This window comes from Mesomycoplasma conjunctivae, from assembly GCF_000026765.1.
GTDB classification, from domain to species: Bacteria; Bacillota_I; Bacilli_A; order Mycoplasmatales; family Metamycoplasmataceae; genus Mesomycoplasma; species Mesomycoplasma conjunctivae.
This window is the reverse complement of sequence record NC_012806.1, coordinates 816,918-831,263: the sequence shown is the minus strand read 5'-3', so window position 1 is coordinate 831,263 and position 14,346 is coordinate 816,918. Positions and strand designations below refer to the sequence as shown.

8 protein-coding genes and 1 rRNA gene are annotated in these 14,346 nt (G+C 31.3%); 8 read left to right on the top strand and 1 reads right to left on the bottom strand.

The window, feature by feature from the left end; all coding sequences use genetic code 4:
- Nucleotides 1–130 precede the first annotated feature (130 nt).
- From MCJ_RS03425 to lepB, 4 genes are all read left to right on the top strand, one after another.
- Nucleotides 131–3,028, top strand: a 23S ribosomal RNA gene (locus MCJ_RS03425).
- Between the two features lie 248 nt (nt 3,029–3,276).
- Nucleotides 3,277–3,420, top strand: coding sequence for a hypothetical protein (locus MCJ_RS03700; protein WP_156768883.1), 144 nt, complete (start codon nt 3,277–3,279; stop codon nt 3,418–3,420).
- A gap of 80 nt (nt 3,421–3,500) precedes the next feature.
- Nucleotides 3,501–5,786 carry an ABC transporter ATP-binding protein/permease gene (locus MCJ_RS03420; protein ID WP_012751897.1) on the top strand — a complete coding sequence of 762 codons (2,286 nt, stop codon included), beginning with the start codon at nt 3,501–3,503 and terminating at the stop codon, nt 5,784–5,786.
- An 8-nt stretch (nt 5,787–5,794) separates the two neighbouring features.
- Complete coding sequence (lepB, locus tag MCJ_RS03415) at nt 5,795–6,271, top strand: signal peptidase I (protein ID WP_083771826.1); 477 nt, start codon at nt 5,795–5,797, stop codon at nt 6,269–6,271.
- Between the two features lie 51 nt (nt 6,272–6,322).
- Here lepB and MCJ_RS03410 read toward each other — a convergent pair whose 3' ends face one another.
- Complete coding sequence (locus MCJ_RS03410; protein ID WP_012751895.1) at nt 6,323–7,384, bottom strand: hypothetical protein; 1,062 nt, start codon at nt 7,382–7,384, stop codon at nt 6,323–6,325.
- Nucleotides 7,385–7,573: 189 nt separating this feature from the next.
- On the opposite strand from MCJ_RS03410, the gene MCJ_RS03405 reads away from it, so the two are divergent.
- The 4 genes from MCJ_RS03405 (at nt 7,574) to MCJ_RS03390 (ending at nt 14,285) form a co-directional block, all read left to right on the top strand.
- Nucleotides 7,574–8,182: a protein-tyrosine phosphatase family protein gene (locus tag MCJ_RS03405; protein ID WP_012751894.1), complete on the top strand. Its 609-nt coding sequence runs from the start codon at nt 7,574–7,576 to the stop codon at nt 8,180–8,182.
- Between the two features lie 122 nt (nt 8,183–8,304).
- Nucleotides 8,305–12,672 carry a PolC-type DNA polymerase III gene (locus MCJ_RS03400; protein ID WP_012751893.1) on the top strand — a complete coding sequence of 1,456 codons (4,368 nt, stop codon included), beginning with the start codon at nt 8,305–8,307 and terminating at the stop codon, nt 12,670–12,672.
- 85 nt (nt 12,673–12,757) lie between these two features.
- Complete coding sequence (locus MCJ_RS03395) at nt 12,758–13,033, top strand: hypothetical protein (protein ID WP_012751892.1); 276 nt, start codon at nt 12,758–12,760, stop codon at nt 13,031–13,033.
- On the top strand, nt 13,005–14,285 hold the full coding sequence (locus tag MCJ_RS03390) for a glucose-6-phosphate isomerase (protein ID WP_041594560.1): 1,281 nt from the start codon (nt 13,005–13,007) through the stop codon (nt 14,283–14,285). The genes MCJ_RS03395 and MCJ_RS03390 overlap by 29 nt, the downstream gene beginning before the upstream one ends.
- Nucleotides 14,286–14,346 lie beyond the last annotated feature (61 nt).

Genomic DNA, 14,346 nt, shown 5'->3' with positions numbered 1-14,346 from the left:
CAATGATCTTATTAAACAACCGAGTTAAATCAATTGATTTAATCAATTTTAATAGATTACCAATATTAAAATACCTTAAGATATTTATCTTTATGTATAACAATAGGCTATACAAAAAGTTGTATTAACTTTTTAAATAAGTAAGAGTATTTGGTGGATGCCTTGGGTCTGAAAGTCGAAGAAGGACGTGATTACCTGCGATAAGCTTCGTGGAGCTGGATATAAGCTATAATACGGAGATTTCCGAATGGGGAAACCTAACTAAGCAAACCTTAGTTGCTATTTAATGAATCCATAGTTAAATAAGCGAGACACGTTGTGAATTGAAACATCTTAGTAACAACAGGAAAAGAAAATAAATAATGATTTCCTTAGTAGCGGCGAGCGAATGGGAAAGAGCCCAAACCACATTAGTGGGGTTGTAGGACATTTTAATTGAGTTATAAAGTTTTATAATAGTAGAAAAAGTTGGAAAGCTTTAACATAGAAGGTGACATTCCTGTATACAAAATTATAAAACCTCATAAATGTATCCTGAGTAGGGCGGGGCACGTGAAACCCTGTCTGAATCTGCCGGGACCACCCGGTAAGGCTAAATACTAATCAGACACCGATAGTGAACTAGTACCGTGAGGGAAAGGTGAAAAGAACCCCGAGAGGGGAGTGAAATAGATTCTGAAACCATTTACTTACAAGTAGTCAGAGCACGTTAATGTGTGATGGCGTACATCTTGCAGTATGGTCCGGCGAGTTATGTTAATATGCAAGGTTAAGCAGAATAAAGCGGAGCCGTAGGGAAACCGAGTCTGAATAGGGCGAATGAGTATATTGGCATATACCCGAAACCAGGTGATCTATCCATGAGCAGAGTGAAACTTTGGTAAAACAAAGTGGAGGCTCGAACCGTAGTACGCTAAAAAGTGCCCGGATGACTTGTGGATAGCGGTGAAATTCCAATCGAACCTGGAGATAGCTGGTTCTCTCCGAAATAGCTTTAGGGCTAGCGTGTAGAATTGTTTAATGGGGGTAGAGCACTGAATGTGGAATGGCGGCACCTAGCTGTACTGACTATAATCAAACTCCGAATACCATTAAAATTAAACTATGCAGTCGGAACGTGGGTGATAACGTCCACGCTCGCGAGGGAAACAACCCAGATCGTCAGCTAAGGTCCCAAAATTGTGTTAAGTGAGAAAGGTTGTGAGATTTCTTAAACAACTAGGATGTTGGCTTAGAAGCAGCCACCATTTAAAGAGTGCGTAATTGCTCACTAGTCAAGAGATCTTGCGCCAATAATGTAACGGGACTCAAACACAATACCGAAGCTACGGGTACATCTTTTTATAAAATGTACGTTAGGAGAGCGTTTTAATTTCATTGAAGCTAGAGTGTGAACACTGGTGGAGAAATTAAAAGTGAGAATGCCGGAATGAGTAACGATTCGAAGTGAGAATCTTCGACGCCTATTGGGGAAGGTTTCCTGGGCAAGGTTCGTCCACCCAGGGTTAGTCAGGGCCTAAGGAGAGGCAGAAATGCGTATTCGATGGACAACAGGTTAATATTCCTGTACTTGATAAGAGAATGATGGAGTGACGAAAAAAGATAGTTTTACCACTTAGTGGATTGTGGGGTAAATAATTAGGAAGTTGTATAGGCAAATCCGTACAACATTAATTCTGAGTTATGATGCATAGTGAAGGGGCGACCCAAGTAGCGAATTAAATGATTCTATGTTTCCAAGAAAAACTTCTAGTGTTAATTTCTTACCAACCTGTACCGAGAACGGACACACGTCCCCAAGATGAGTATTCTAAGGCGAGCGAGAAAACCAATGTTAAGGAACTCTGCAAAATTACCCCGTAAGTTCGCAAGAAGGGGTGCCCATTTATGGGCCACAGTAAAATAGGGGGGGCAACTGTTTATCAAAAACACAGCTCTCTGCTAAGTTGCAAAACGATGTATAGAGGGTGAAGCCTGCCCAGTGCCCGAAGGTTAAGCGGAGATGTTAGCTATGCGAAGCATTCAAGTGAAGCCCGGGTGAACGGCGGCCGTAACTATAACGGTCCTAAGGTAGCGAAATTCCTTGTCAACTAATTATTGACCTGCACGAAAGGCGCAATGATCTCCCTACTGTCTCAACATTGGACTCGGTGAAATTATGGTACCAGTGAAAACGCTGGTTACCCGCATCAAGACGAAAAGACCCCGTGGAGCTTTACTATAACTTCGTATTGAAGATTGGTTTAGTATGTGTAGGATAGGTGGGAGACTTTGAAGCATAGACGCTAGTTTGTGTGGAGTCACCGTTGAAATACCACCCTTATTAAATTGATTTTCTAACCTACTTCCATCATCTGGAAGAGAGACAGTGCGTGGTGGGTAGTTTGACTGGGGCGGTCGCCTCCTAAAGAGTAACGGAGGTGTTCAAAGCTACACTCAATATGGTCAGAAACCATATGTAGAGCGTAAAGGTAAAAGTGTGGTTGACTGCGAGACCTACAAGTCGAGCAGGTGCGAAAGCAGGACTTAGTGATCCGGCGGTACATTGTGGAATGGCCGTCGCTCAACGGATAAAAGCTACCCCGGGGATAACAGGCTAATCTTCCCCAAGAGATCACATCGACGGGAAGGTTTGGCACCTCGATGTCGGCTCATCGCATCCTGGAGCTGGAGTCGGTTCCAAGGGTTTGGCTGTTCGCCAATTAAAGCGGTACGTGAGCTGGGTTCAGAACGTCGTGAGACAGTTCGGTCCCTATCTGATGTGGGCGTTGGAATATTGATGAGAGCTGCTCTTAGTACGAGAGGACCGGAGTGGACGTACCGCTGGTGTTCCAGTTGTCTTGCCAAAGGCATAGCTGGGTAGCTAAGTACGGAACAGATAACCGCTGAAAGCATCTAAGCGGGAAGCTGCCTCAAAGATGAGTATTCCTTATGAAATTCCTTATAGACTATGAGGTTGATAGGTTAGAGGTGTAAGTGTAGTAATACATTCAGCTTACTAATACTAATAAATTCAAAGTTTAAAAATGTTAATGATCTTAAGATATTTTAATAAATATACTATTCAGTTTTGAAAGAACTATAAAATTAGAATTAAGCAACAGAAGTTGCTTTTTTTATTTTTTTGAAAAAATTTTTTTAAAAATTCTTTTTTTGATATAATAAAGTCTAAACATACATAAAAATAACAACAAGAATACAATAATTTATCAACAAAAAAAGGAGAATCATGAATAAACTTAAAAAAATCACATTAGGATTAGGGACAGTAGTACTATGGGAGCAACCGCTGTCGTAGTGAATATGGAACAACCAAAAGCATTTGCGGGTTTAGGAGCTTGACTAAATAATTCAAATGAAAAATCTAATATAAAATTAAGCAAAGAAAAGATAATTAATTTTTTTAAGCAATTATCTTAATAATATTTACAATAACAATCAAACAATAGATATTAGAAGTTTCTTCTATACATTACAAGGAGTAGAACTATTAAGAAAAAATGATTAGAGTTGAAAATTTAACAAAAAGTGTTGGTAAAAAGGAAAAATCAAGATTAATTATTAAAAATAGTAGTTTTACTATTCCAACTAATAAAATTACAGCAATTGTTGGCCAATCAGGGGCGGGTAAAACCACTTTACTGAACATGATTGCTAAAATTATTAAATCTGATTCGGGTAACATTAGCTTTTTTGATTCTAGCAATCAAAAAATTACAAAACCAAAAATTGATTTAGTTTTTCAAAATTTTAATCTTATTCCTAATTTAAATGTTAAAGAAAATATTCAAATAGGAAATTCTGTTATTGGTTTAGATTTTAATTATCAAAATCTTGAAAAACAAGCTATTAGTATTAATATAAATTCAGAAATTTTAAAAAATGATGTGCGCAGTCTATCAGGTGGCGAGCAACAAAGAGTTGCAATTTTGAGAGCACTAAATAGAGATGCTGACTTTATTTTGTTAGATGAGCCCACTGGAAATTTAGATCCTAATACATCTGAAATTATTTTTCAAACATTAAAAGACTTGTCGCAAAATAAAACTATAGTAATTGTTAGTCATAATTTAGAATTAGTTAAAAATTATGCTGATCAAATTTTAGTGATCGAAGATCAACAGATCAAAACACAAAAGGCATTCGATGAATCAACAATTGCGCAAAATAATATAATTGTAGAAAATAAAGCAAAATCTAACAGCATTAACAAATTAAAAATCGCACCTAAATTTGCTAAAGCAGATATAAAAGGTAAAATCATGCAAGTTTTTATGATGGTGTTTAGTTTGGTTTTACTAATTTTTTCTATTAATTTTTCCTTTAGTTTAAGCCAAAATACTTCTAGCTTATCAAATAATTTTGTGGTAAGTAATAATTTGGATTCCATAACTATCAGTAAAAATAAAAAGATTGAAAATAAATTCACACCTTCTAAAGAGTATTTTAATGAAAAAGATTATGATATTCTAAAGAACAATAAACACATAACAGCAATTTTACCTCAGCAAATTTATAATGGTCCTCTTATTTTTACTAGTGATAAAACAACTGCTAGCAGTTCAAATTTTCAACAAATTTTAATTAATGATTTTTTTAAACAAAGATCCAGTAATCTCTCTAATTTTAAAGGAAAATTTATTTCTAATAAAAATGAAATTCTTATTAGTGAAAATTTTGCTAAAGAATTGAAGTTAAAAAATCCTTTAGATAAAACAATTAATTTAAAACCTGCTATTGATGCTTCCACTAACTCTGAACTCCTAGAAAATTTAAATTACGATGTTAAAGTAGTGGGTGTTTACAAATCTTTATCATTTGCAACAAATGCAGACTTATGAGTAAATAGAGATTTAATACAAAATATAGAAATAGACAAGTCTAATATACTATCTAAAAATTCTAAATTATTTTCTTTTGTGCAACAAGAAATAAACACCACTAATAATGAGCTTAATCCTAATTTTTTGCATAGTTTTATACAATCATCAAGTGATGATCTTAATGTAGAAATAATAGAAGGTAGCAAACCTCAAAATTTTAATGAAATTTTAGTTTCAACTCGTTTTTTACAGGAACAAAAAGAATTTAATTTAAAATTAAATTCTATCATTCAAGCCAGATTCGATGCTGATCTTCATCCTAGAACTCCTGTTGATTTTAAAATTGTTGGTATTTTTAAATCTAAGGTAAATGAGTTTAGGTATACTCCAGATTTTGTAGAAAATTACATTAAAAAGAACTCTTCTTTTCAAGTGACTGTGTATCACGACCTTTTCAAAGCTAGTGAAGAAGAGAATTTAAAAATTTCTAAGTTCTTTAATGATAACAAATATAATATTCACGGGCAAAAAGATGTTTTGTCTCAACTTTTCCCATATAGTAAGGTTGTTGAACTTGTTACATTTTCCTTCTTCGTAATTTTTATCATAGTGTTTATAGTATTTTTAATCACCTACTTTAAGTCACTAGCTGATACAAAAAAGAAGACATTAGGAATTTTAAAAGCACTTGGTGCTTCTTCATTTTGAACAATTTTCTATCAAAATATGCATGTTTTAGCAATTTCTTTTTTCACTTTAATTATCAGTTTTATAGTTATTATTCCATTAATGAATCCAATAGTGCGACTTGCAACTGGGGTCTCAGAATTAGATGTAAGTATTGCTGATAACTCTTTAGTTTTATTTATTGTATGACTAATTTGTTCAGCATTTATTATGTTTGTTTATCTCATAATATCGTTAGTTCAATATCGAAAAAGTGTTGTTAAATTGGTAAATTAGATAGAAAAATGAACAACTTTTATCAATTAGTTAAAAAAATAATCAAGAATAAATGATCATGAATATTCTTGATTATTTTTCTTATATTATTATCTATATTAATATTTTTTCAATTTTATACTATCATTCAAATCAGCGGTGATTCAATGTCACCAACACTTCAAGATAAGCAAATTTTATTAGCTCAAAAAAATATTGGAAATATTAAAAGAAACGATATTGTAATTTTTGATTTCAATAATCAAGTTTTTATTAAAAGAGTTGTTGCTTTACCTAGAGATTTAGTCCAAATAGATGCAGAAGGTAAAATTTTTATAAATAATTTATTTTTCAAACAAAGCAATAACTCTTTCTTTTTTAACTCAAGTTGAGTTATTCCTGATAAAAGTTTTTTTGCACTTGGTGACAATCTTGATCAAAGCTTGGATAGTAGGCAACTTGGAACATTTTTATTAAAAACAATAAGATTAAAAATTGAAAGATAACAAAAAAATGCAAACATTTTAATTTTGCATTTTTTTGTTACATAAATAAAATTACTTAGGTTCAGGTATACCAATAACCACAACAGGAGTTATTTTGCCAGGTTTAGCAATTGGTAATTTAGGATCGGTAGAAGTAGCTTGGCTAGCTGGACTAGTTTCTGCAGGTTGGGTAGGTTGTTCTTGTTTTGGTGCTTCAGAAGTTTTAGTTTCCTCAGTTTTTGGTTGTTCAGTAACAGTTGGTTTGTAATTAGTTGCTTCAGTTAATAAGTTTTTTAATTCACCATTTTGAGTCTGTTTTTCAGTAATTGCTTTAATAACAGTTGCAAGTTTTTCACTTATTTGTTTGTAAGTTTCAGGGTGAGCTGCAAAGAAAATATCATTATATTTACTTTGGATTTGTAAAATTGTAGTTGCACTTGTGCTGTTGGTTCCGCTATTTGTAGTGTCTTTAGCAAATCCGCCAATTGTTGCTATTTGTGCTTGAATATTTTTAGCTATTGTATTTTCTGGTTTTGATTTACCTATTGCTGCAAATAAAAGTTTAGGATTGGTTGCATTGTTGTATCTATCTGCGTATACTTTTTGAGCTGCTGGGGTTAGCGCCAATGTTGATAAAACGTTTGATCCGATTGTGTGTAATAGTAAGAAAGTATTTAGTTGATTAGAAATTTGTAGTTGAGCTTCTAGTTGAGTTGCTTCATTTATTCTTTTAGTTCAGAAATCATATGATGGTAAACCTTCTTCTAAACCGGCTGCCAAATTTAAGTTTCATGCTTTAGCAACATTTACAAAGTATTCATCCTTGACATCTGTTTTTGCTAAAGCATCAACGGCTTGTTGTACAAAAGTAGGATTTTGTCTTAAAGAAGTTTCATCAAAAGTTTTTAAAATTTTATTTACTTTTTCAGTATTTTCACTTAAGTTAGCAGAATAGTTAAGAATTAAGCCAGTCTTTTTAACTCCAGGTAAAAATTGACTTCAATTTGATACTGTAGTTGAATAACGACTTATTAAGGCTGATCTGCTTGCAACAGCACTTGCAGCACCAATGGATATGGCAAGTGTGGCTCCAAAACCAGCTAAAATTAATCCGATTTTTAAAAATTTGTTCATTAATATATTTTTCCTTTAACTATAATATTGCCATTATATTATAGCAAAAAAAGATTTTTTAGCTTAGTTAAACAAAAATAAAATTAAATTGCTATAAATCGCATATTTTTGAAATTACTACTACTCTATAAGTATAAATACCTTGTCTTTATTTTGATTTTGAAAATAAATTTATATAATTTTGTTGTTATGAAAAAATTAAAAATATTTAGTCTATTATTAGCAGCTGTTCCTTTTATAGCAGTTAGCTGTACATACAACACTTCATCCTATAAAAATGAAGGTAAAGAAACTAAAAAAACAGATACAAAATCATACAATCCAGCAAATAAAACAACAAATAATGAATCAGATACATCAACTGTTTCATCTAATACAACAGAGACAATAAATCCTCAAATTCAAAGTGTAATCCAACAAAATAGTAGATTAGATTTTTGAAAACTAGGAAGCACAGATTCCGTAAGTAATAACAGTTTTGTCCAAAGATTTAATAATTCTGAAGGATTTATATCTAGCAAATTTAAAACTATTGAAGATTTTTGAAATAAATGAAAGCACTTAACTTTTACTAATAGTCCATCTAATGTAAAATTTCTTACAGAATTTGAAGAAGATGTTAATTTCAAACCGGAAAATGGTGAAAAAATTGTTGCAGCTTGTTTTGAAATAGCTGCTCGTTTTAATGAGGAAAACAAACAAGTAGAAGGTGTGGCTTACTTTATTAAATCAGGAGATAAATATTACAAACTACGTAAAAGTTTTAAAATTAATCCCAATGCAGAAAAAGCATTATAATTTATTGTTTTTTAATTAATAACAATTAAAATTTTTATAAATTTATTATTAATAAAAAAATCTCAAGTATATAAATGAGATTTTTTTAAACTTTTTGGGCTATAAAAAAGAAGGTTGAAATTATGGATAAAAAATTTAAAAAACTTTGTGATTTTATAGGTTGAAGTGTTCCTTATGATTGGGATGATGTGACAATTGAAAAAGATCCTAACCCATCAGAATTAATGAATATTCGTATTTTTAAAACAAGCTTGCCTAAAGCAAAAAGTACTTATGATTTATTGCAAAATGTTCAAAAATTTAATACAGGTTTTCCTGAAAAATATAGTTTTAAACTCAACCTTGATTTAAAAATAGAACAACCAGATTTTAAAGATGAAGAATTTTTAGACTATGCAAATTTAATAGCACAACTTGTTTTTAAACAAGCTAATTTTTTTACTAATTTAGAATTTATTCGCAATAATATTGACGAGTTCACAGTTTTATTTTTAAACAAAGAAACTTTTCAACTTGTGCTTAAAAATGAAGATAAGTTTTTCAAAATTGCAAAAAAATTGGGCATTCCACAATTAAAAATTAATTTTTTATATGATGACAGGCTTGAAAACCAAATCAGTATTGATGAATTAAATGCTAGGCAAAAATCATTGATCAGACCTTTAGATTCACCAAAAATAACTAAAAAGAAAGCAAGCTCAAAACCACTAAAAGAATATGAATTTATAGACTTAAAAGATATTCGTAGTCACTTACAACCTTCAGTTTGGTTTTACGCACAAGTCTATAAAATCAACTCAATTAAAACAAAAAAGAACACTTTTTTTAATCAAATTTTTGTAAATGATGCTAACTATACAGAAGCAGTTAAATTTTCATTTGCATCTAAAAATGAAAATTTAGATTTTGTTGTTGGTGATTATTTAAAAGTTTGAGCAGATATTTTAAAACCAGAAAACCCATTTAAAGATAATGTTGATATTTCTTTAAGAAAACTAGAAAAAGTTAAGCGTCCAGAATCTTTTGGTCTACCACGAATTGACAATGCTAAAAAGAAAAGAGTTGAATTAACAGCACGAACTTCAAAATCCACAATGGATGGTATTTCAAGTCCTAAAGAATATGTCGAAGCCGCTGAGCAAATGGGCTTTACTGCAATCGGAATTGCCGACTCTGATTCTGTGCAGGCTTTCCCCGATTTTTTCAACGCACTTAAAGGTAAATCAATTAAAGGTATTTATGGCTCTACCTTTTCAACAGTGAGTAGCAAAATTCACAAGGTTCTAAATTATAAGAAAAATTTTGATTTAAAATCTGCAAGATATGTTGTCTTCGACCTTGAAACAACTGGTCTTTCTCCTGTTTATAACGAGATCATCGAATTTGGTGCTGTTGTCATTCAGGACGGAATTCAAACTGAATCACACCAATTTTTTGTCAAAGCTAAAGAGCCTATTCCAACAGAAATTACCAAGATAACTAACATAACTCAAGAGATGGTCGATGAGCAAGGAATAGAGGCAACTGAAGCTTTTTATAGAATTTCTAAAATTATTAAAGACAGTATTTTGGTAGCCCATAATGCTAAATTTGACTTCAATTTTTTAGCAGAATTGTTTAAAAAAGAAGCAAGTATGACAATTGACCAACCAATAATTGATACATTACAAGTCAGTCGCTTTTTGAATCCTAGTCAAAAATCACATAGCCTTAAAAATGTTAGCAAACTTATTGGTTTGTATTATGATGAAACAGTTGCACACCGCGCTGACTATGATGCGGAAATTTTATCGAAAGTTTGACTAAATTTTTTAACACAAATTTTAGATCAAGATATTACAGATTTAAAAAAACTTGAGTATACAAGTCAATCAATTTTTGATTTAAAACCTGAAAAAGTTTTTAGCAAGGAATTTACAATTATTGCAAAAAATCAAGCAGGAATCAAAAAGTTATACCAATTAGTATCATTATCTAATACTGATTATTTGATTTCAAAGCCTTTACTTTTTTATGATTTGCTTGAAAAAGATGAAAATTTACTCATTGGCTCAGGTGGCCCAGAGTCAATTTTAATTGATAATCTTTTGTTTTCTACAAAAGAAAATGCTGAAAAATTCATTCCAATTTTTGACTTTATAGAGCTACCACCACCTGAAGCTTTTAGACATTTAATAGAGCGAAATATGTTTAAAAAAGAACACATTTTTGATCTTTTAAAAACTTTAATAGCTTTTGGTAAGAAGTATAAAAAACCAGTTGTTGCCATCGGTGATGTTCGTTATGTTGAACCAAAACAAAAAATTTTTCATGAATTATATATTTATGCAAAACGCGTCGGTGGTGGTTCACACAATCTTTTTGATCATCGAGAGCGCGAAGATTATAAAAAATCACATATTTTCCCAGATAAATACCTTTTTACAACAGAAGAATTGATTAATCAATTCGCCTTTCTTGAAGATGAAAAATTAATTAAAGAAATAGTGATAAAAAATTCTAATTTAATATCTGATCAAATCGATAATAATATTGAAATAATTAAACCTGGTTTATACAAACCTAAATTTGATAATTCAGAATATAAATTAAAAGAATTTGTCTATGAAAATGCACATAAAAAGTATGGAAAAATTATTCCTGAAAAAATTGAAAAGCGTATAAAACGTGAGCTAAATCCAATTATTGAGCACGGTTTTCATGTCATTTATTGAATTTCTAAAAGTCTAGTTCATGAAGCAAAAAGACAAGGTGCAATTGTTGATTCTCGTGGTTCTGTAGGCTCTTCAATTGTGGCATATTTGACAGGTATTACTGATGTTAATCCTTTAGAACCGCATTATTTATGTCTTAGTTGTCAAAATGTCGAATTTTCAGATGACCCTGATATTTTATGTGGTTATGATCTACCTGAAAAAAAATGTTCAAAATGTGGTCACATTTTAAACCGTGATGGTCAAAACATACCTTTTGAAACCTTTTTAGGTTTTGAAGCTGATAAAGTTCCTGATATTGATCTTAACTTTTCAAGTGATATTCAATTAAAAATGCATGATTATGTAAGGGATCTTTTTGGCGATAAAAACACTTTTCGAGCCGGAACTATTTTGACAAATGCAGAAAAAACAGTTTATGGATTAGCGCGAAAACTTAGTGAAGTCAAAGCTAGTTTAGATAAAAGATTTCAATCTAATCAAGAAATATCCTTTTTTACAACCACTTTTATGGATTTCTTAGCAACAAAAGCAAATGGGGTTAAAAGAACAAGTGGAAAACACGCTGGTGGTATAATTGTGATTCCTGAAGAATACGATATCGAAGACTTTACTCCAATAAATTATCCAGCCAATAATGAAAAATCTGGTTGAAAAACAACACATTTTGATTATGATTCCATTCATGATAACCTTTTAAAATTGGATATTTTAGGTCATGATGATCCTAAAATATTGCTTCTTTTAGAAGAAATAACAGGTATAAAATCTGAGACTATTCCAAAAAGTGATCCACAAATTATTGAACTATTTTATTCTACTAAACCTTTAAAAATAAAGCCAGAACAAATTGGTGGGGAGTTAACTGGGGCAATAGGACTACCTGAATTTGGAACCCCTTTTGTTAGAAAAATGCTTCAAAATGCGCGAGTTAAAAGTTTCGCTGACATTGTTGCAATTTGTGGTCTTTCACATGGTAAAAATGTTTGGCAAGATAATGCAGAACCTTTAATTCGCGAACAAAAATTGCAAATAAAAGATGTAATATCTTGTCGTGATGACATAATGATTTACTTAATTAAGCAAAATTTAGATCCACTAACCGCTTTCAATATCATGGAAAGAGTGCGAAAAGGAAAAGGGGTTGATGAAGAACAAGAGCAATTAATGATTGCCAAAAATGTTCCAAATTGATATATTGATTCGCTGAAAAAAATTGGTTATATGTTTCCAAAAGCTCATGCCGCCGCCTATGCAATGAAAGCCTGAAAAATCGCTTTTTTCAAACTTTATTACCCTCTCGCTTTTTATTCAGTTTTTTTTACTATCCGTCCAGATGTCAAAGATATCGACTCGTTAACCCTTCCACATGCCGAAATAGATAGAAAAATAAAGGAATTACGTAAAAAAGTAAACTCTTCTTCTACCAGTGTTAGTGCTAAAGAAAAAGATTTAATTCCTTTTTTAGAAATTAGTTTAGAATTAAAAGCGCGCGGTTTTGAAATTGAAAAAATTAACCTTGAAAAATCAGAAGCTCAGCAATGAATTATTAACTATGAAAACAATAGTTTGATTCCACCATTTTCATCTTTGGAAGGCATCGGGGATATAAATGCTAGCAATATTGTCAAAGCTAGAAGCGAAAAAGCTTTTATTTCTATAGAAGATTTTGAGCAACGCACTGGCACAAATTCTACCGCAATCAAAAAATTAGAAGAAATGGGAGTCTTTAAAAATATTTCAAAAAAAGCACAAGTTAGCTTATTTGATTTTTAAAGTATTATAATATTTTATTATGCAAGTAGGAAGTTACGTTTTGTGTACAATAAAATCCTTAAATGTTAGGTATTTTTGAGTCGATATGCCAAATGGATATCAAGGGGTAGTTTTTTTAACAAAAGAGCAACTTGAGTCATCTAAGCCAATTGAAGAATTTTATCAAGTAGGTCAAAAGATCCAATTAAAAATTTTAACTATTGATACCAAAAAATTAAAAGCATCATTAGTTGATAAAAGTTTTTCCAAAAAATTAGTGGTTAAAAAAACAGAATTTTGCGCTACACAAAAAGATTTTGTTAACTTGAAACAAAAAGCAGAGGAGCAATTAAATGAATTTAAAGTTAAAAATCGAGAGTAGTCAGTTTTTGCAAATTAATAGCTACTCCGAAGAAGTTGCACAAATTCATAGAGATATGAATGCACTTAAAAAACCAGGATATCAATTTTTAGGTTGAAAAGATTTTCCGGAAAATGCTTTAAATGAACATGAACTAGAGAAAATGAAGCAAATTGCCAAAAAACTAAAACAACAAAAAGTCGAAGTTTTAGTTGTTATTGGAATTGGTGGTTCTTTCCTAGGCGCAAAAGCAGGAATTGATTTTATTCAGGGTTTACATCCAATCAAAAGAGATATGGAGATTATCTTTGTTGGTACCAGTATTTCTTCAACTGATTTATACCAAAAGTTACAATATGTAGCTACTAAAAAATTCGCAATTAATGTAATTTCCAAATCAGGTACCACCATCGAGCCATCAATAGCTTTTAGATTGTTTAAAAACCTTTTGGAAACCCAGCAAGAATCGAAAGCAAAAAATTTCATTTTTGTAACTACTGATGCCAATAAAGGAACACTTTTAAGCATCGCAGAGCAAAAAGGTTATGAAAAATTTGTAGTTCTTGACAACATTGGTGGTAGATTTAGTGTGCTTTCATCAGTTGGTTTTTTCCCTATGATTTGTGCAGGAGTCAACATCGATGAAGTTATTAGAGGTGCCACAGAAGCCAATATTGTTTTTTCTCAGGAATCTCTTGATCTCAATCCAGCTTATCAATATGCGGTAGCTAGATATATCTTGTTTAAAAAGTTGAATTATAAAACTGAAATTCTCATTGGTTATGAACCTTTTTTAACCTTTTTTAATGAATGATGAAAACAACTTTTTGGTGAGTCTGAAGGTAAAAATAAAACCGGATTGTGACCCTCATCAGCTATTTTTACTACAGATTTACACTCACTTGGGCAATTTATTCAAGAAGGCTCACGTATTTTTTTTGAAACAGTTATTTTTATCAAAGAGCCTAAATATGATATTCAACTCGAAGAAGAGCTAGGCAATTTAGATGGCCTAAATTATTTAGCAAAAAAAACAGTCCATGAAATTAACTATTCCGCATTTCAAGCAACACTTGCCGCCCATGTTCACAATGGGCAAACTCCAAATATTGTCATTAGTTTAAATAATAGCAGTGCACGCTCTTTTGGTTGGTTAGTAATGTTTTTTGAAAAAGCTTGTGCAATGTCAGCTTATCTTTTAGGTCTTAATCCCTTTGATCAACCAGGTGTTGAAGTTTACAAAGAAAATCTCAAACAAATTCTTAAAAAGTAATTTGTATTTATATTTACAAAAAGTGTATAAAAATATAGACTTTATACACTTTTTTTATTTA